Origin of the sequence: Pseudomonas vranovensis DSM 16006 (genome assembly GCF_000425805.1) — a bacterium.
Lineage (GTDB): Bacteria > Pseudomonadota > Gammaproteobacteria > Pseudomonadales > Pseudomonadaceae > Aquipseudomonas > Aquipseudomonas vranovensis.
The window spans coordinates 86,603-105,401 of record NZ_KE384455.1; the positions used below are offsets into that span (position 1 = coordinate 86,603).

Genomic DNA, 18,799 nt, shown 5'->3' on the forward strand with positions numbered 1-18,799 from the left:
CAACAGCAGAATCCGGCAGCCGACGCCGGTTGAAACGACACAAAAAAATCGTCGCCATCGCGCATTCTTGGCCCGACCAATCAGTCACTGACTGACCGAAGCGCTCCACTGCCCTACATCAATTATAAAACTCAGGGATTACCACCATGACTTCGCTGCGCAAGCTCCTCGGCGTGCTGCTCCTTCCTTTGTGCGTAAACAGTGTCCAGGCCAAGGAATGGACTGAAATCCGCTTCGGCGTCTACCCCGAATACCCTCCCTTTGAGTCCGTTGCCGCTGATGGCAGCCTGCAAGGCTTCGACATCGAACTGGGCAATGCCATCTGCGCCAAGCTGCAGGTCAAGTGCACCTGGGTACACAACGAGTTCGACGGCATGATCCCGGCCCTGCGGGCACGCAAGTTCGACGCCATCATGTCGTCGATGGCCGTGACCCCTGCACGCCTCAAGCAGATCGACTTCAGCGCCCGGCTGTTCCTCAGCCCCACCTCGGTGATCGTGCGCAAGGGCGCCGACTTCGGTGACACGCCCGAATCGCTCAAGGGCAAGCAGGTCGGTGTGCTGCAGGGTTCGCTACAGGAAGCCTACGCCCGTGCCAAGCTGGCGCCACTGGGTGCCCAGGTCAAGGCCTACCAGGCCCAGGACCAGAACTACGCCGACCTGATCAACGGCCGCCTGGACGCCACCCTCACCGACAAGCTCGAAGCCCAGCTCAACTTCCTGTCCCGGCCTGAAGGCGCCGACTTCCAGAGCGGCCCGGCGGTCAAGGACCCTACCCTGCCCCTGGACATCGCCATGGGCCTGCGCAAGAACGACACCGAGCTCAAGGCCTTGCTCGACAAGGGCATCGCCGCCGTCCACGCCGACGGCACCTTTGCCGCGATCCAGAAGAAGTACGTGGGCGACCTGGATATCTACAACGATTGATTCGCACGCCGCCGGCCAGGGTTGACCTGGCCGGCGCTGCGCCTTGTCTTGTGTGCTGACGAGAGCCTTCAAAGTGAACAACTTTTTCCACTCTACCGGCTTGCATGCCTTGAGCTTGCAGGGCTTCGGCCCGCTGCTGCTGCAAGGTACCTGGATGACCGTGAAACTTGCCCTGTTGTCATTGGCCCTGAGCCTAGGTCTGGGCCTGCTGGGCGCCAGCGCCAAGCTGTCACGCCTGCGTGCGCTGCGCGTGCCGGCCACCCTCTATACCACCCTGATCCGCAGCGTGCCGGACCTGGTACTGATCCTGCTGATCTTCTACACCCTGCAACTAAGGCTCAACGACCTGACCGAGCTGCTGGGCTGGGACTACTTCGAGATCGACCCCTTCACGGCTGGGGTCATTACGCTGGGCTTTATCTACGGCGCCTATTTCACCGAAAACTTTCGCGGCGCGATCCTCAGCGTGCCAGCCGGGCAACTGGAGGCGGCGACCGCCTATGGCCTGAGCCGTGCGCAACGTTTTCGCCTGGTGCTGTTCCCGCAACTGATGCGTTTTGCCCTGCCGGGCCTGGGCAACAACTGGCTAGTGCTGCTCAAGTCCACCGCCCTGGTGTCGATCATCGGCCTGGCCGACCTTGTGAAGGCAGCGCAGAACGCCGGCAAGACTACCAACAACACCCTGTACTTCCTGATCATCGCCGGGTTGGTCTACCTGCTCATCACCACCCTTTCCAACCGCCTGTTCAAGCACCTTGAGCGGCGCTACAACACCGGCATCAAGGAGCTGGCGCGATGATCGAACTGATTCAGGAATACGGCCTGGCCTATCTCTTCAGTGATGGCACCGGGCTCTCGGGACTGGCCATGACGTTGTGGCTGTTCATCGTCACCATGGTGCTGGGTTTCGTGCTGTCGCTGCCACTTGCCCTGGCACGCGTTTCACACACCCGGTGGCTGCGCTGGCCGGTGGAGGCCTACACCTTCGTGTTTCGCGGCACCCCGTTGTATATCCAGTTGCTGATCTGCTACACCGGCTTGTACGGCCTTGAAGTGGTGCGAGACAACGCCCTGCTCGACCAGTTTTTCCGCAATGCCTTGAACTGCACCCTGCTGGCCTTTGTGCTCAACACCTGTGCCTACACCGTGGAAATCTTCGCCGGGGCCATTCGCAACATCCCCCACGGCGAGATCGAAGCGGCCCACGCCTACGGCCTGCACGGCTGGCGCCTGAATCTGTTTGTGATACTGCCGGCCGCCCTGCGCCGTTCGCTGCCGGCCTACAGCAACGAGCTGATCCTGATGCTGCACGCCACCTCCCTGGCCTTTACCGCCACCATCGCCGACATCCTCAAGGTGGCCCGCGATGCCAACGCTGCCACCTTTCTGACCTTCCAGGCCTTTGGAATCGCGGCGTTGCTGTACATGTTGCTGTCGTTTGCACTGGTCGGCGGCTTTCGCCTGGCCGAACGACGCTGGATGCGTTTTCTTGTTCCTGCCCGAGGCTAATCCATGACTACCACCGCAACCGCCTTGTCGACCGCCGCGACGCCAGCCCTCCGCCCCAGCCCGCGTATCGCTGCCGTGGCCCAGGACGCCTCCGTCAAACTCAGCGTCCAGGAACTGCATAAAAGCTACGGTGAACACCAGGTGCTCAAGGGTGTATCCCTCAATGCCCGCAAGGGCGACGTGATCAGCCTGATCGGTGCCAGCGGCTCGGGCAAAAGCACTATGCTGCGTTGCATCAACTTCCTCGAACAACCCGATGCCGGCGTCATCACCCTCGATGACCAGCGCATTGAAATGCGCCAGGGCCGTACCGGCAGCCGGGCGCCACACCCCGCACAACTGCAGGATTTGCGCACGCGCCTGGCGATGGTGTTTCAGCACTTCAACCTGTGGAGCCACATGACGGTACTGGAGAACATCTGCCTGGCGCCCCGCCGAGTACTGGGCGTCAGCGCCGAAGAAGCCCACGCGCGGGCGCGCAAGTACCTGGACAAGGTCGGCCTGCCGGCCCGCGCCGCCGACCAGTACCCGGCCTTCCTGTCCGGCGGTCAGCAGCAACGGGTGGCCATCGCCCGGGCCCTGGCCATGGAACCGGAGATCATTCTGTTCGACGAGCCCACCTCGGCGCTCGACCCCGAGCTGGTGGGCGAAGTACTCAAAGTGATACAGACGCTGGCCGAGGAAGGTCGTACCATGCTCATGGTCACCCACGAGATGGGCTTTGCCCGTCAGGTGTCGAGCCAGGTGTTGTTCTTGCATCAGGGCCGGGTCGAGGAACAAGGAAGCGCCGAGATACTTGACCAGCCGCAGAGCGAACGCCTGCAGCAATTTCTTTCCAACCGTTTGAAGTGAAGCCGAACCTGCATGGATACCAAGGTCAACAGCCCACACGCCGCGCCGCCCCTGGACCGGATCGACGAAGCGATCATCGATGTGCTGCGCCATAACGGACGCATCACCTACGAAAAGCTTTCGTCACTGGTACACCTCACCCCCCGACCTTGTCTGGAGCGGGTGCGCAAGCTGGAAAGACGGGGAGTGATTCGCGGCTATGGCGCGATCATTGATGTGCAGATGGTTTCGCCGGGGCTGTCGTTGCTGGTGCTGGTGGCCTTGTCGAACCAGAGCGGGCGCAGCGCGCAGAAGGCCTTCGAGGCGTGCGTGCGGGCCTGCCCGCAGGTATTCGATTGCCAGTTGATCAGTGGCCATTTCGACTACAGCCTGCGCATGCGTTGCCGCGACATGGAGCATTACCGTGTGCTGACCGAAACCTGGATGAACAACGACGAACTGCATATCGACAAACTGGTGGCACATCCAGAGCTGGCAGTGGTGAAAAACACCGCCCCGCAGCTCTGAACGCTCCTTGACTCAGGCGCGTGGCGGCACTTGCTGCTCGCTGCGCGACCAGTCCAGCAACAGGCTGTAGGCCACGGCCAGCAAGGTCGGGCCAATGAACAGGCCGATGAAACCAAAGGCCAGCAAGCCGCCAAACACCCCCAGCAGCACGATCACCAGCGGCAGGTTGCCGCCGCGGCTGATCAGGTACGGCTTGAGTACGTTGTCCACGCCGCTGATGATGAACGTACCCCAGATCCCGAGAAACACCGCCATGCCATACTCGCCCTGCCAGGCCAGCCAGGCCGTGGCCGGCACCCAGGCCAGCGGTGGCCCCATGGGAATCAGACTGAGCATGAAGGTAACAATCGCCAACACCAGCGCACCGGGAACACCGGCAATCAAAAAGCCGATCAGGGCCAGGATTGCCTGGGCTGCTGCTGTCCCGATCACCCCGTTGACCACCCGCTGCACCGTGCCAGCAACCAGCCCCAGGTAATATTCGGCACGCTCGCCGATCAGTCGCTCCAGAAGGCGCAGGACAAAAGCTGCAAGGCGCGGCCCGTCGCGGTAGAAGAAGAACACGAACACCAGGCTCAGGGTCAGCTCGAGGATACCGCTGCCGATCTGCGCGCTGCGCGCCAGCAGCCAGTTGCCGACCTGCCCCAGGTATGGCTTGACCGTGGTCAGCAAGGCGGCGCCCTGTTGATCGATGGTGTCCCACATCGCCACCAGCCGTGGCCCCACCAATGGCACGCTGCCCAGCCAGCTCGGCGCATCCGGCAGGCCATCGACCTGGACATCGCGAACGAAGGCGGTGGCATCGCGGATATGGTCGGCCAGGTTGAACCCCAGCCACACCAGCGGCAAGGCCACCAGCAGTATCCATAACGTGGTCAGCAGGCCGGCCGCCAGGGTTTCGCGCCCGCCCAGCACACGAGTCAGCAGGCGCATCAGCGGCCAGCTGGCATAGGCCAGGATGGCGCCCCAGAGCAGCGCCGACATGAACGGAGCCATCACCCACAGGCCCGCACCGAGCAGGCCAAGCAGGATGATCTGTACCAGCAGGCGATCATTGTTGGGCATGCGCTTCTCGCTCAACGAATCAGTTCGACGTGAAAACCGTCAGTCTTGGCATCACCCACTTCAAGCCTGGCCATGCGTACCCCGGCCTTGCCCAACTGCTCGCGCCAGGCTTCGGCCTGGACGCCGCTCAGGGTGACACGCAAGGTGCTGTCCAGGTTCAGGCTGCGCCCCAGCAGCGTGACCCAGGCCGGTTGAGGCTCACCCAGATCAGGGTAGTCGAGCTTGCCGGTGTCGCGCAGTTCGCGCAGCACCGTTGCCGGGGTCGGCAGCACTTCACCCAGCGGGGCGTCGGCAACGAATTCTTCTACGTGAAGGTAGGCGCGCTTGTTGCCACGGGTGATGCTGTAGAGGGCTACCAACGTGTTGCTCTGCTCGGCGGAGCGGCGCAGCAGGATGAAGGCCTGTTGATCGTCGGCGCCACCGAGGCGCGAATTCTTGAACACCTCGTTGGCCCACAGGCTGTTTTCGCCACAATCGCGGGCCTGGCACCAGAACAGCGGATAGCCACCCTCTTTCTGCAAGGCTTCACGGGCGGAGGTAAAGGCTTCGTTGGCGCTGCGCTCAGGCGGCAGCTCGTAGGTGACCGAACTGACCTGGCCCCGGCTTTCGATCTTGCCTTCGGCCCGCAGTTGGCCGCTGATCTTGCGCAAGGAGCCAAGCGGGTAGATCCGCTCCTGGTCGGCAGCGCTGCGCTCGACCACCACCTTGGCGTCGACCGGCACCGGTAGCCCCTCGGCCAGCAGTGGCGCACTGAACAGCACGGCGATACCCGCCGCCACGGCTTGTCTGTAGCGTGTGATACTCATTGGCTGGCCACGCCGCACGGGGCGCCAAGGCTGAATATGGGTGAAACGTTGTCGTGCTTGTTCATGGTTGTCTCCCTGTTCAACCCGCCAAGCCTCGACAGTTGCCCGCCGCAAGTCAAGAAATGCCAAAAAACTGATTGAAACAGTCTGCAACAAGCCTTGCACCCGACTCGTCGTTCAAGTGCAGGTGGTGACCGCCCGGCAACGGCTCCCAGGCAAAGGGCAACTGTTCAAGCAACTCGGGATGACGGGGCAACATGCCGTCGGCGGCGACCACCAATTGAGCCGGGCAGGCAATACGCTGAACAAAGCTGAGTGCCTGGGCCTGACTCAGGCGCGTGGGTGATGGCAGGGTCAGCCGGCTGTCGCTGCGCCAGGAATAGCCTCCCGGCACGGGCATCACGCCGCGCTGGGCCAGCAGTTCGGCGGCTTCTCGACTGACCGCCACCTGTCCGCGCATCCTTGCCTCCACCGCCCGCTCCAGCGTCGGATGCACGGCCTTGCGCTTGCCGTCCAGGCGCAGTTGCGCATCCAGCGCCATGCCCAGGCGTTCGGCGGCATTCTCGGGGCCACTGGTGGGCGGGACTACCCCGTCGATCAGCGCAAGCCGTGTCACGCGTTCGGGTAGCGAGCCGGCCAGTACCACCGAAACGATCGCACCGAGCGAATGCCCCAACAGGGCAAAGCGTTCCCAGCCCAACTGCTCGGCAACGCGCAGCACATCATGGGCATAGTCCCACAGGGCGTAACCCGCGCCCGCGGGACGATGTTCGGAGTAACCGTGCCCGGCCAGGTCCAGTGCGACAATGCGCAGCCCCGCCAGCTTGGGTGCCAGCCGGGCAAAGCTGTTGGCGTTGTCCAGCCAGCCATGCAATGCGATGACCGGTTGCCCATCGGCTGGGCCGAACAGATGAGCCGCCAGTTCGATGTGCCCCAAGTTCAACCGCACCTCTTCCACGTCATGACTCATGCTTGTCGCTCCTGCCAACGCCCCAGCAGTCGCCTGATCAGGTGGGCGGTGTCATCGGGCCGTTCCAGCGGAAACATGTGCCCGCCCGGCAGACTGTGGTATTCCCCCAGGGGCAAGCGTCGTACTTCGCGGGCATGGTGCTGCTTCACCACCCGGCTGTGGCTCCCGCGCACCATTGCCAGCGGCACCTGCAATTGCTGGGCGCGTCCGGGCCGAGTGTGAGGAATGCTGCGGTAGATGCTGATTTCTGTGGCAGGGTCGAAACACAAGCGCAGCGACTCGCCCTCCTGGCGCAGCCCATGCTGCAAATAGGCCTCCAGGCACTCGGGGTCGAAACCGCGGAACAGGGTCTTGCTGGCAAAGTAGGCCCGCGCCTGGTCCAGGTCGTTGAACGCTTCCCGGCGCCCGAGTGTTCGACCGGCCGGGGTGATCCTGTCGATAAACCCCCAGCACTTGGCCAATTGCAGGAACCAGCGCTCGGCCTGGGTCAGTACGGGCGAGTCGAGCATCACCACCCCTCGGTAGCGCTCCGGACAACGCAATGCGGCGTGCAGGTGCAGCACCCCGCCCAGGGAGTGCCCCACGCCCCACACAGGTTCGGGAAGTTGTTCGAGGTGGTGGATCAGCTCGTCGACCAGTGTCTGCCAGTTGTCGTCCACCGGAAAGCGCGGGTCGTGGGCATGCTGTGACAAATGGCTCACGGTGTAGTCCGGACCCAGGCCGGCAAAGAGCTTGCCGTAGGTGGCCGAAGGAAAGCCGTTGGCGTGAGCGAAAAAGACCTGTTGCGACATACCCGGCTATCCGTAGGAAAAACAGGTCTCAATTGTCCGCAACTGACCAGGGCCGGGCAATGACCGTAACAGCCATCGGCGACGGCACTCCGGTCAATAGCGCCAGGCCCTGTAACCCGGGTGCCCCGAGGGGCAGCCGTCAGGCGTGGGTCATGCTACGCAGGGTCATCAAGCCGGCCAGCGGCCAGTCGCCTTCGAGTTGAGCCAGGCTCGCGGTGCTCATGCCTTCGGTGGCACGGGCATGGCCGTGTTGAAGGATGCCGACCAGGTTCCCTACCAGCGGTTGATGGCTGACCAGCAATACATGCTCGAGGCCCAGGTTATCGAGCGCGGCAATGACCTGGCCCGGATCGGTGTCTGGCGTGAGCCAGGGCACTGTTACCACCGGCTTGCCGAAGCCCAGGGCCTCGTGGACCAATGCCGCAGTTTGCTGCGCCCGCACATAGGGGCTGGCCAGGATTGCCTGCAACGGCTGGCCCAACAGCTGGGCCGCGCTGCGCACCACTTGCTCACGACCGTGGGCCGTGAGGTTGCGCTCGGCATCGCTACGTGCGCGGGGTTCGGCTTCGCCGTGGCGCAATACCCAGAGCTTCACAGCTTGGGTTCCTCGTCACGCGCCGGGTGCGCTGCCGACGGCACGCTATGGGCCGCTTCACCCTCTGGAGCGCGAGGCGCCGGCCAGTCGGCAAATGGCCAGGGTTTCTGGTCGGTATGAAACGTGCCGAAGCGGCCGATCTGTGCCAGGAACTGGCTGAGGCTGTCGCCGAAGTTCATCAGGCTGGCACTGGGTGCGCCGTAAATCAGACGGTAGATCAACTGCACCAGCACCAGGCCGCCCAGCAGGGTTTGCGCCACTTGCCACACCAGCAAAAACACCAGCATCCACAGCACGCGCAATATGATCGACTCGCGCCGGGCCTGGTTGGGGGATTCGTTCATGTGTTGCTCCTGTACTCAGTTGAAACCGCTGGTGGAGATGAAGTCGACATCGGTTTTCGGCTCGGCGCGCATCAGCAGCTCGATGACCTGGGTCAGGGTGCGACCTTCAAACAGGATCGCATGCAAGCCCGCCACCAGGGGCATGTACACCTGCACCTGTTGCGCCTTTACCTTCAGCACCTTGAGGGTATTGACCCCTTCGGCGACTTCGCCCAGGCGATTGACCGCCTCTTCCAGGCTCAAGCCTTGCCCCAGGGCGTAGCCTACCTGGTAGTTGCGGCTCTTGGGCGAGGAGCAGGTCACGATCAGGTCACCGACACCGGCCAGCCCGAGGAAGGTCATGGGGTTGGCGCCCTGGCTTACCGCAAAGCGGGTCATCTCGGCCAGCGCGCGGGTAATCAGCATGCTCTTGGTGTTCTCGCCCATGCCCAGAGCCACGGCCATGCCGGCAATGATCGCGTAGACGTTCTTGAGTGCTCCGCCCAGCTCGACGCCAAAGCGGTCGCTACTGGCGTACACGCGGAAGGTGCGCCCGTGCAGTACGGCCTGCACGCGCTGGCAAAGCGCTTCGTCTTCACTGGCCACCACGGTGGCGGTGAGGGCATGCTCGGCCACTTCGCGAGCCAGGTTGGGCCCCGACAGCACGCCGATGCGTGCTTGTGGCGCGATTTCTTCGAGAATCTGGCTCATCAGCTTGAAGCTTTGTGCCTCGATGCCCTTGGTCAGGCTGACCAGCATCTTGCCCGTGAGCAGCTGCGCATGCGGTGCCAGCACGCTGCGCAAGGCGCTGGAGGGCAAGGCGACGAAGATCAGTTCGCAATCGTTCAACGTGGCCAGCAGGTCATTGACCGGCTCGACACCCGGGTGGATCTTCACCCCCTTGAGGTAGCGCGGGTTTTCCCGGTTGTCGCGCATGGCCTGGGCCTGTTCGGAGTCGCGCATCCATTGGCGTACCGCGATGCCGTTTTGCGCCAGCAGATTCGCCACGGCGGTACCGAAACTCCCGCCTCCCAGAACTCCAACCGGCTGCTGTTCAGTCATATCCAATCCGTTAAAACCAATAATAGTGGCGACCCTCGCATTATACGGAGCGACAAGGCCAGGACCAGCGCCACATCAGCAAATTGACGCGTACATTGCCCTGCCCGCGACTGAAAAATACTGGCCACTCGGTTAACATGCCCGGCTTTAACCCGATACCAAGGCCACGCCGTGTCATTTGGCCCGCCCTCCTCTCGCCCAGCTGTACTGTTGACCGCCTTGTTGAGCGCCCCTGCGGTAGCCGACGACCTGTTCGTAGACACCCAGGCCGTGCCCCAGGTACTGACTGCCACCCGGCTCAAACAGTCGCCGGCAGCCGTACCCGGCAGCATGACCGTGCTCGACAGCACCTTGATTCGCGCCAGCGGCGCCCGCGATGTCCCTGAATTGTTGCGCCTGGTGCCGGGGATGATGATCGGCTACGGCGCCGCCAACCAGCCGACGGTCAATTACCACGGCAGCAACGTCAACGACGCCAGGCGCATGCAGGTGTTGATCGACGGTCGCTCGGTATACCGCGCGGGCCTGGCCACGGTCGACTGGAGCGACATCCCCCTGGCCATGGAAGACATCGAGCGCATCGAGGTGTTTCGTGGCCCCAACACCGTCAGCTACGGCGCCAATGCGCTGATGGCGGTGGTCAACATCCTTACCCGCAAACCGGCCGACAGCCACGGCACGCGCCTGAAAGTCACCCGCGGTCAGCGCGGGATCAACGACTGGTACGCAAGCCAGGGAACAGGCTGGGAAGATGGCGACCTGCGCCTGTCGCTCTCCGGCATGCAAGACGACGGCTTCGACGAAGACCGCCACGGCAATGACTACCGTGACAGCCGCCGGCTCAATCGACTTAACCTCAGTGTCAGTCATGCCTTGGCGAGCAACCAGAGCCTGGATTGGCAACTGGCGGTCAAAGAAGGCAGCAACCAGCGCCCCTACACCTATCAGCCGGTGTTCTATGGTGTCACCGAAAATGGTGACAATTCCGATGCCAACGCCAAGAACTATGCAGGCTCGGTGCGCTGGAACATCGATCTGAATCCCGAGCACAGCCTGTACGTGCAAGGCACGACCCAGCACTGGGAGCGCAAGCAGGTATGGCGCGCCTGTGATGCCGCGTTGTCGTTCAGCCCGCAGTTGACCCGCCTGTGGCAGCTCGACCCGAACTACGCCGAGCAGGTGGCGCGCAACATCCTCGCCCCGCTACCCCCTGCCAGCCCTGAAAAGTACGCCCTGGCAAGCGAGGCCCAGCAACAATGGCGCAACGGTGGCTCTGAACAGGTGTGTGGCGACATCGACCAGAGCACCCGGGAAACCCGCATGGACCTTGAGCTGCAGGACACCCTGAGCCTGTCCGACAGCCTGCGCCTGGTCAGCGGTGTCAATTACCGCTATGACCGGGCCGATTCGCAGACTTTCTTCAATGGCAGCCTGGACGACAGCACCTGGCGCTTGTTCGGCCACCTTGAGTGGCGTGCCAGCGAGCACTGGATCCTCCAGGGCGGAGCAATGTTCGAAGATGCCCGGCTGTCCGGCAGTTCGCTGACGCCGCGCGTGGCAGTCAACTACCTGATCACACCGCGCCATGGCTTGCGTGCGGTGTACTCCGAGGCGGTACGCTCACCCGACATGTTCGAGAACAACGTCAACTGGAGCTACCAGGTCAATAACCTGAGCCCCGCAGCCTTCGGCCAGAACAGCGCGCGCTACTTCGTCAGGACCCGTGGGCCGGGCGACCTCGACCAGGAGCACATGCGCTCGCGAGAACTGGGCTATAACGGTTACTTCGCCGACGCCGATATCAGCGTCGACCTCAAGCTGTTCTACGACGAAATCACCGGCATGATCAGTGAGCCGCTGCGCAACAACCAATACATTGCCAGCAACAGCAACAAAGCCCGCTTCAGCGGAACCGAGGCACAGATGGACTGGCACCTGAGCCTGGCCGATCGCTTTCGCCTGACCTACGCTCACGTCGATGCCTGGGCCAGCAACGCTGCCGACCGGCAAATGAGCGCACACAACAGTGGTTCGGCCGGCTGGCTGCGCAACTGGGGCCGAGGCTGGTCCAGCGCCCTCTTCTATTACGGTGACGACGCGCTCAACCAGTACCGCTTCGAGCGGGTGGACCTGCGCGTTGCCAAGCAAATCACATGGGATCGCACCCAGCTCGAGTTGGCGGGCATGCTGCAGCAGCGCCTGGACGATGAGCCCACCAGCAACGTCGATAACTACTACGACAGCCGTCACGTGCTGTACTTCAGTGCGGAGTTGACGTTCTGATGCACCTTGTGCGGCGCTGGCTGTTGCTCATCTGCTTGTGGCCTCTGGGCGGACCGTGGGCCAGTGAAATCCTGCTCACCGCGAGCCAGGACGGCCCCAGCGTCGAGCAATTTGTACAAGCGCTGCGCGAACGCCGACCCGCCGACATCGTCCGCTTCGTGCCGGTCGATGAACTTGGCCGCCCGGCCAAGCTCGACCCAACCATACGCCTGATTCTGCTCGACAGTGCCAGTCTCGAGTGGCGCCTGAGCGAAAACCCCGGGCCACCGGCCCTTGCCTTGCGCGTAAGCCGAGTGCAAGCGGAAAAACGCCTGGGCAAACTGCGTCCGGCTTACCTGAGCCTGCTCTGGAGCGACCCGCCACTGGATCGCCAATTGCGCCTGACCCGCCACCTGCTGCCCCAAGCCCGCCGCATTGGCGTGCTGTATGGCCAGCACAGCCAGTTCTTGCTCGAAGAGTTACGCCGCGCCGCCCAGCCCATGGGCCTGGAGATCGTCGCCCAGGCCTGGCCAGACTTGCGCGACAGTCGCCCTTTGCAAACCCTGCTGCAAAACAGCGATGTACTGCTGGGCATCGACGACCCCCAGCTGTACAGCCCCAAGACGGCCAAGAATCTGTTACTCAGCAGCTACGCCCGGCAAATGGCACTGATCGGCCCCACGGCCGGGTTTGTCCGTGCCGGTAGCCTGGCCAGTACCTTGAGCGACCAGGACGACTGGTTGGCGGTGCTTGACCGCCTGCTCGACCAATCACCCGGCAAATGGCCCCGAGCCCAGTACCCGACGCACTTCCACGTCGTCGGCAACCAGCAGGTCGCCCGTGCCCTGGGGGTTGAAACCATTGATCCGCTGGCCGCCGCGCAGGCCCTGGCCCTGGCCGAAGGAGAACGCAGACCATGAGGCGACGCCTGAGCTGGGACATCCACACCCGCACGCAGATCATCAGCCTGGGCCCAGCCCTGTTGCTGACCTTGCTGCTGATCAGCTTTTTCACCTTCGTGCGCATTCAGGACCTGCGCCAGGAGCTCAATCACACGGGCCAACTGATTGCCAACCAACTGGCGCCGGCCTCCGAGTATGGTGTGATCGCCGGAAACGATGAAGTGCTCGAAAGCCTGATGCGCGCCACCTTGAGCATCCCACACGTACGTTTTCTCGAGGTCCAGGACAGCAGCAACCATATCCTGGTGTATGTCGAGCAGCCGGATGAACACGCCAATCGCGCCCAGCAGGTCGAGGTGTTCCAGGCCCCCATCCGCCTGCAGCAGATTCGCCTGGACAACGACTTTCTGCACAACAGCAAACCACCGGTGAAGAACATCGGTGACGACTACCTGGGCCGGGTAATCGTCGGCATGTCCAATGACGCCTTCAGCCAGCGCCAGCAGGAGATCGTGATCAAGGCCGCGATCCTTGCCTTGTTCGCCCTGCTCTTTACCTTTCTGTTGGCCAGGCGCCTGGCCATGAGCCTGGCTAAGCCGATCAGCGAGATGGGGCATGCGGTCAAGGCCATCCAGCAAGGCGATTTCAACGCCCCTCTGCCTGTGGTCGATGACAGTGAACTGGGGCATCTGGCCCAGCACATCAACAACCTCGCCTGCGCCCTGGCCCAGGCCAGCCATGAGCAGCAGCAGGCGATGTCACAACTGATCCAGGCCCGCGAAGAGGCTGAACAGGCGAACAAGGCCAAGTCCGATTTCCTGGCCATGATGAGCCATGAGTTGCGCACGCCCATGAACGGCGTACTGGGCATGCTGCAATTGCTGGAAACCACGGCCTTGAGCGAAGAACAGGCCGAGTACACCGAGGTGGCCAGCGAGTCGACCGGCCATCTGCTCAAAGTGATCAACGACATTCTCGACTTCTCGCGGATCGAGCGTACCAACCTTGAGCTTGAACACATCAACTTCAATCTGGGCGAACTGATCGGCAGCAGCGTGCAGTCTTTCCAGCACCTGGCAGCCCAGCGCGGCCTGGACCTCGTCCTGCTGCTGCCACCTGGCATGGAGCAGCTTCATGTGGTGGGCGACCCGACACGCATCCGGCAGATCCTGCTCAACCTGGTCGGCAATGCCCTGAAGTTCACCGAGCACGGCAGTGTGCGCATCGAGCCGCGCTGGCAGGTACTCGACCGCCAGTTGATCTGGTTCGGCTGTGCGGTACACGACACCGGTATCGGCATCGACAGCAAACGCCTGGAAACCATGTTCGTTGCCTTCCAGCAGGCAGACAGCTCGATCTCCCGCCGCTATGGCGGCACGGGCCTGGGCCTGTCGATTGCCCGTACCCTGGCCGAACGGATGGGCGGTACCTTGCGCGGCGAAAGCCGTGAAGGCCTGGGTTCGACCTTCACCCTGGAGATGCCGCTGGCACTGGCAGACAAGCCCTCGGCCCACGTACCCAGCCTGCTCGGCGACCCTGAAGACGAAGGTCAGGGCCGACGCATCCTGCTGGTGGAGGACAACCCGGTGAACCAGACCGTGATAGAAGCCATGTTGCGCAGCCTGGGATTCGAGGTGTGCGTGGCCGTGGACGGCGCCCAGGCAGTGACCCAGGTCGCCCGCCAGCGCTTTGCCGCCACCCTCATGGATTGCCGGTTGCCGATTCTCGACGGCTATGAAGCCACCCGGCGCATTCGCCAGCTGCCCCAGGCCGCTGCCATGCCGATCATCGCCCTGACGGCCAATGCCCTGCAGGGCGATCGTGAACGCTGCCTCAACGCGGGCATGAACGATTACCTGGCCAAGCCATTCAAACGGACTGATCTGCAGCAGATTCTTCTGCGATGGCTGCCCGATCAGTCAGCTGCGACTGGCGATTAATCTGAAATTGCGGCAGTCTTATGGACTGGACAGGCCCCTCGAAAGGCCTGAAAATAAAATTTCAGTGCACAAGTGTACTTCTTTGCCCCGTGCGCTGTGACTTTCACTACAACGCAATAGTCTATGTGTAGGCTGCCGCCCCAAGCACAAGCGTTTTGGGTCGGCCGGGAAGATTTGCCCCCTGCCGCACGGGGACTATTGAGGAGCTCGCATGACCAAACAAAACGCCTTTACTCGGGAAGACCTGCTGCGCTGCAGTCGCGGTGAGCTGTTCGGCCCAGGTAACGCGCAACTGCCCGCCCCGAACATGCTGATGGTGGATCGCATTACCCACATCAGCCAGGAAGGCGGCAAGTACGGCAAAGGTGAATTGGTCGCCGAGCTGGATATCAATCCGGACCTGTGGTTCTTCGCCTGCCACTTCGAAGGTGATCCGGTGATGCCAGGCTGCCTGGGCCTGGACGCCATGTGGCAACTGGTCGGTTTCTTCCTCGGCTGGCAAGGCCTGCCAGGCCGCGGTCGCGCCCTGGGTTCGGGTGAAGTGAAATTCTTTGGCCAGGTCCTGCCGACCGCCCAGAAAGTCACCTACAACATTCATATCAAGCGCGTCCTCAAGGGCAAGCTGAACATGGCCATCGCCGATGGTTCGGTCAGCGTCGACGGTCGCGAGATCTACACCGCCGAAGGCCTCCGGGTCGGCGTATTCACCTCCACTGACAACTTCTAAGGGTTATCCGCATGCGCCGCGTCGTTATCACTGGTCTGGGCATCGTTTCGTGCCTGGGCAATGACAAAGAGACCGTCTCCGCCAACCTGCGTGCAAGCCGCCCTGGCATCCGATTCAACCCGGAATATGCCGAAATGGGTCTGCGTAGCCAGGTTTCCGGCTCCATTGACCTCAACCTCGAAGAACTGATCGACCGCAAAGTCTTCCGTTTCGTGGGTCACGCCGCTGCCTATGCCTACCTGGCAATGGCCGACGCGATCAAGGACTCGGGCCTGACCGAAGAACAGGTGTCCAACCCGCGTACCGGCCTGATCGCAGGCTCCGGCGGCGCATCGACCCTGAACCAGATGGAAGCGCTGGACATCCTGCGCGAAAAAGGCGTCAAGCGCGTCGGCCCGTACCGCGTCACCCGGACCATGAGCAGCACCGTCTCGGCGTGCCTGGCCACCCCGTTCAAGATCAAGGGTCTGAACTACTCCATCGCCTCGGCATGCGCCACCAGCGCACACTGCATCGGTACCGCGATGGAACAGATCCAGATGGGCAAGCAAGACATCGTCTTCGCCGGTGGCGGTGAAGAAGAACATTGGAGCCAGTCGTTCCTGTTCGACGCCATGGGCGCTCTGTCCAGCAAGCGTAACGACACGCCGGAACTGGCCTCCCGCGCCTACGACAACGACCGTGACGGCTTCGTTATCGCCGGCGGCGGTGGCATGGTCGTGGTTGAAGAGTTGGAACACGCCCTGGCTCGTGGCGCCAAGATCTACGCCGAAATCGTCGGCTACGGTGCTACCTCCGACGGCTACGACATGGTCGCCCCAAGCGGCGAAGGCGCCATCCGCTGCATGCAGATGGCCATGTCCACCGTCGACAGCCCGATCGACTACCTGAACACCCACGGCACCTCGACCCCGGTCGGTGACGTTGCCGAAATCAAGGGCGTTCGTGAAGTATTCGGCGACAAGGCCCCGGCCATCAGCTCGACCAAGAGCCTGTCCGGTCACTCCCTGGGCGCCGCCGGCGTTCACGAAGCGATCTACTGCATGCTGATGATGGAAGGTAACTTCATCGCCGGCTCCGCCAACATCGACGAACTGGACCCTGCGGTTGCCGACATGCCGATCCTGACCAAGACCCAGGAAAACGCCAAGATCGATACCGTGATGAGCAACAGCTTCGGTTTCGGCGGCACCAACGCCACCCTGGTGCTCAAGCGCTGGGAAGGTAAATAAGGGCCAGCCCCTTATGTGAAAACGCCCCGACTGGTTCGGGGCGTTTTTGTTTGTGTCGCCATCGCGGGGCAAGTCGAAACGCCGCACCACCGCGCCTACACTGAAAACCTCCCGACCAGCCCATTCAATTCGATCGCCAACTGCGACAATGCCTGGCTCGCCGCATTGGTCTGGTTAGCCCCCGCCGACGTCTGCAGCGCCAGATCGCGAATGTTGGTCAGGTTGCGATCCACCTCCCGCGCTACCTGCGCCTGCTGCTCGGACGCACTGGCAATCACCAGGTTGCGCTCATTGATCTGGCTGATGGCCGTGGTGATTTCATCCAGCGCAACCCCAGCCGCGTGCGCACCGTCCAGGGTGATACGGGCGCGCTCGTTGCTCTGTTGCATCCCCGACACCGCACGGTCGGTACCCTGCTGGATGCCATCGATCATCTGCTCGATTTCCCGGGTCGACTGCTGGGTACGATGCGCCAGCGCCCGCACCTCATCGGCCACCACGGCAAAGCCGCGCCCGGCATCACCGGCGCGGGCAGCCTCGATGGCAGCATTGAGTGCCAACAGGTTGGTCTGCTCGGCAATGGCGCCGATCACATCCAGCACCTTGGTGATGCCATGCACCTGCTGCGCCAGCTGCTCCACCTCCTCGGCATTGGAGGTGACACCCGCCGCCAGCGATTCGATCGAAGCAACAGTCAGGCGCACTTGCTCACGACCTTGCCGGGCAATCCGGTCCGACTCTCGAGATGCCTCTGAGGTGGCCACGGCGTTGCTCGCCACTTCCTCCACCGCCGTGGTCATCTGGTTGACGGCCGTGGCAGCCTGCTCGATTTCCTGACTTTGCTGCATCAAGCCGCGGGTAGCGTCATCGGTCACTGCGCTCAGCTCTTCGGAGGCAGAGGCCAACTGATTGGACGAGTCGGAGATTCGCCCGATGGTGTCGCGCAAGCTCTGCTGCATCTGCTTGAGCGCTGCCAGCAAGCGCGCCGGCTCGTCCTTGCCCTGTACAGAAATCTGCGGGGTCAGGTCACCGGTGGCGACCACCTCGGCCACTTGCAACGACTGGCCCAGAGGCCGAACGATGCTGCGGGTCAAGGTCAGGGCAAGAATCACCGTCAGCACCAGCGCCGCCACCAGCAATGCAACCACCCATACCCGGGCACTCTGGAACACCGCCTCGGCAAGGTCGGTGGCGGTGTTGGCGTGGTGGTGGTTGAGAGCAATCAACTCGTTGAGCGTGGCGGTCAATTGGTCGGCCAGCTGGTTCATTTCACCGTTGACCCGGGCAATGGCCGCCTCGACCTGGTTTTGCGCCGAGAGCTGCGTCACCTGGGCCTGCAAACCGAAGTACTGGCGCTCAAGATTCAGGTAGCGATCAAACAGGGCCTGCTCCTCAGGCAGGACGATCAGCGCCTGGTACTGCTGCTGTGCCTTGCCAAGGCCGGCCTTGATCTCTTCGACACGCTCCTTGTTCTGCTGCAGCGCCTGGGGATCACGATTGATCAACAGGCGCAAGGTCAAGGCCCGGATGCGCATGGTGTCCTGAGCCATCTGCCCTACTGCAATCACACTGGGTAGCCAGTTGCTGTCGACCTGCTCGGACTGCTGGCGCATGCTGGTCATTTGCAGCAAGGCAAACCCACCCAAGGCAACCACCAGTAGCGCGACCAAGCCAAAACCGAGGCCAGCCCTGGGCGCGATATTCATGTTTCTCAAACTCATACACTGGCTCCTTCCGAAAGCGCCGCAATGCGATGCAGCAGTCCTTGCTTCTAGAAGGTATCGGCCAGTGGAGAATTTGCGTAAGACGAAAAAGTGATATCAAAGTGCCTTATCATCACACTGCCAACTGCGCCCTGGCTCAGCGCACGGTAAAGCGCTGCTCGGCCAGCAGGCGATCGCCCTGGAACACCATGAAATGCCATTGGCCCGGTACCACTTCGTGGTTTTCAGTGAACTCATAGGCCATCACATCCTGGGCAGCGCCAGGCACCAGCTTTTGCACCACTTCGAATTTGTCATGGCGCTTGCCGTCGGGGGTGCGTACGCCTGGGGTGAGGTACAGCAGGGTCAGCGGCGTGTCTTCGGCGACCTTGCCCTCCAGGCGATAGCGCATGCCGAACTTGCTGCCCAGGCGCGCCGGAATCTCTTCGGTTTGCTGGATGGTCTGGTTGCTCATGGTCAGCACCCGCTCGCCGGGCTGGAAGTTCTGGTGTCGGGTTTCAAACAGACCGTACTCAATAGGGCCCTGGACGCGAACCTCGGCACTGGTCAGGCCACTGACCAGCAAAAGCCCGCACACAGCGCTGAAACGACTGAAAAACATGATGC

At 62.6% G+C, this 18,799-nt stretch carries 19 protein-coding genes; 10 read left to right on the plus strand and 9 right to left on the minus strand.

Annotation, left to right across the window (positions count from 1 at the left end):
• Nucleotides 1-146 precede the first annotated feature (146 nt).
• The 5 genes from H621_RS0121405 (at nucleotide 147) to H621_RS0121425 (ending at nucleotide 3,794) form a co-directional block, all read left to right on the plus strand.
• A complete protein-coding gene (locus H621_RS0121405; protein WP_028945323.1) occupies nucleotides 147-926 on the plus strand; it encodes an ABC transporter substrate-binding protein in 780 nt (259 codons plus the stop codon).
• Nucleotides 927-999: 73 nt separating this feature from the next.
• Nucleotides 1,000-1,725 carry an ABC transporter permease gene (locus H621_RS0121410; RefSeq protein WP_036990272.1) on the plus strand — a complete coding sequence of 242 codons (726 nt, stop codon included), beginning with the start codon at nucleotides 1,000-1,002 and terminating at the stop codon, nucleotides 1,723-1,725.
• Nucleotides 1,722-2,435, plus strand: coding sequence for an ABC transporter permease (locus tag H621_RS0121415; RefSeq protein WP_028945325.1), 714 nt, complete (start codon nucleotides 1,722-1,724; stop codon nucleotides 2,433-2,435). The genes H621_RS0121410 and H621_RS0121415 overlap by 4 nt, the downstream gene beginning before the upstream one ends.
• Before the next feature lie 3 nt (nucleotides 2,436-2,438).
• Nucleotides 2,439-3,287, plus strand: coding sequence for an ABC transporter ATP-binding protein (locus tag H621_RS0121420; protein ID WP_028945326.1), 849 nt, complete (start codon nucleotides 2,439-2,441; stop codon nucleotides 3,285-3,287).
• 12 nt (nucleotides 3,288-3,299) lie between these two features.
• Nucleotides 3,300-3,794, plus strand: a complete 495-nt coding sequence (locus tag H621_RS0121425; RefSeq protein ID WP_028945327.1) for an Lrp/AsnC family transcriptional regulator — start codon at nucleotides 3,300-3,302, stop codon at nucleotides 3,792-3,794.
• A gap of 12 nt (nucleotides 3,795-3,806) precedes the next feature.
• Here H621_RS0121425 and H621_RS0121430 read toward each other — a convergent pair whose 3' ends face one another.
• The 7 genes from H621_RS0121430 to H621_RS0121460 all read right to left on the minus strand — a co-directional run bounded on the left by H621_RS0121430 (nucleotide 3,807) and on the right by H621_RS0121460 (nucleotide 9,406).
• Nucleotides 3,807-4,859 carry an AI-2E family transporter gene (locus H621_RS0121430; protein WP_028945328.1) on the minus strand — a complete coding sequence of 351 codons (1,053 nt, stop codon included), beginning with the start codon at nucleotides 4,857-4,859 and terminating at the stop codon, nucleotides 3,807-3,809.
• An 11-nt stretch (nucleotides 4,860-4,870) separates the two neighbouring features.
• Entirely contained in the window at nucleotides 4,871-5,665 is a 795-nt protein-coding gene (locus H621_RS0121435) for a DUF4892 domain-containing protein (RefSeq protein ID WP_028945329.1), read from the minus strand.
• A gap of 115 nt (nucleotides 5,666-5,780) precedes the next feature.
• Nucleotides 5,781-6,635, minus strand: coding sequence for an alpha/beta hydrolase (locus H621_RS0121440; protein WP_028945330.1), 855 nt, complete (start codon nucleotides 6,633-6,635; stop codon nucleotides 5,781-5,783).
• Nucleotides 6,632-7,426 carry an alpha/beta fold hydrolase gene (locus H621_RS0121445; RefSeq protein WP_028945331.1) on the minus strand — a complete coding sequence of 265 codons (795 nt, stop codon included), beginning with the start codon at nucleotides 7,424-7,426 and terminating at the stop codon, nucleotides 6,632-6,634. Before H621_RS0121445 ends, H621_RS0121440 begins: the two co-directional genes overlap by 4 nt.
• A 139-nt stretch (nucleotides 7,427-7,565) precedes the next feature.
• On the minus strand, nucleotides 7,566-8,021 hold the full coding sequence (gene sixA, locus H621_RS0121450) for a phosphohistidine phosphatase SixA (protein WP_028945332.1): 456 nt from the start codon (nucleotides 8,019-8,021) through the stop codon (nucleotides 7,566-7,568).
• Entirely contained in the window at nucleotides 8,018-8,365 is a 348-nt protein-coding gene (locus tag H621_RS0121455) for a DUF4389 domain-containing protein (RefSeq protein WP_028945333.1), read from the minus strand. Before H621_RS0121455 ends, sixA begins: the two co-directional genes overlap by 4 nt.
• Before the next feature lie 15 nt (nucleotides 8,366-8,380).
• Nucleotides 8,381-9,406 (minus strand): NAD(P)H-dependent glycerol-3-phosphate dehydrogenase, encoded by a 1,026-nt coding sequence (locus tag H621_RS0121460; protein ID WP_028945334.1) that lies wholly within the window; start codon nucleotides 9,404-9,406, stop codon nucleotides 8,381-8,383.
• A 171-nt stretch (nucleotides 9,407-9,577) separates the two neighbouring features.
• Here H621_RS0121460 and H621_RS0121465 point away from each other — a divergent pair, with 171 nt between their 5' ends.
• The 5 genes from H621_RS0121465 to fabB all read left to right on the plus strand — a co-directional run bounded on the left by H621_RS0121465 (nucleotide 9,578) and on the right by fabB (nucleotide 16,469).
• Complete coding sequence (locus H621_RS0121465) at nucleotides 9,578-11,689, plus strand: TonB-dependent receptor plug domain-containing protein (protein WP_028945335.1); 2,112 nt, start codon at nucleotides 9,578-9,580, stop codon at nucleotides 11,687-11,689.
• Entirely contained in the window at nucleotides 11,689-12,588 is a 900-nt protein-coding gene (locus H621_RS0121470) for an ABC transporter substrate-binding protein (protein ID WP_028945336.1), read from the plus strand. The genes H621_RS0121465 and H621_RS0121470 overlap by 1 nt, the downstream gene beginning before the upstream one ends.
• A complete protein-coding gene (locus H621_RS0121475) occupies nucleotides 12,585-14,510 on the plus strand; it encodes a response regulator (protein WP_028945337.1) in 1,926 nt (641 codons plus the stop codon). The genes H621_RS0121470 and H621_RS0121475 overlap by 4 nt, the downstream gene beginning before the upstream one ends.
• Before the next feature lie 211 nt (nucleotides 14,511-14,721).
• A complete protein-coding gene (fabA, locus tag H621_RS0121480) occupies nucleotides 14,722-15,237 on the plus strand; it encodes a 3-hydroxyacyl-[acyl-carrier-protein] dehydratase FabA (RefSeq protein WP_028945338.1) in 516 nt (171 codons plus the stop codon).
• Nucleotides 15,238-15,248: 11 nt separating this feature from the next.
• On the plus strand, nucleotides 15,249-16,469 hold the full coding sequence (gene fabB / locus H621_RS0121485) for a beta-ketoacyl-ACP synthase I (RefSeq protein WP_028945339.1): 1,221 nt from the start codon (nucleotides 15,249-15,251) through the stop codon (nucleotides 16,467-16,469).
• A 95-nt stretch (nucleotides 16,470-16,564) separates the two neighbouring features.
• Here fabB and H621_RS0121490 read toward each other — a convergent pair whose 3' ends face one another.
• Entirely contained in the window at nucleotides 16,565-18,190 is a 1,626-nt protein-coding gene (locus H621_RS0121490; protein ID WP_028945340.1) for a methyl-accepting chemotaxis protein, read from the minus strand.
• A gap of 139 nt (nucleotides 18,191-18,329) precedes the next feature.
• Nucleotides 18,330-18,794 carry a DUF3859 domain-containing protein gene (locus H621_RS0121495; RefSeq protein ID WP_028945341.1) on the minus strand — a complete coding sequence of 155 codons (465 nt, stop codon included), beginning with the start codon at nucleotides 18,792-18,794 and terminating at the stop codon, nucleotides 18,330-18,332.
• Nucleotides 18,795-18,799: the final 5 nt, after the last annotated feature.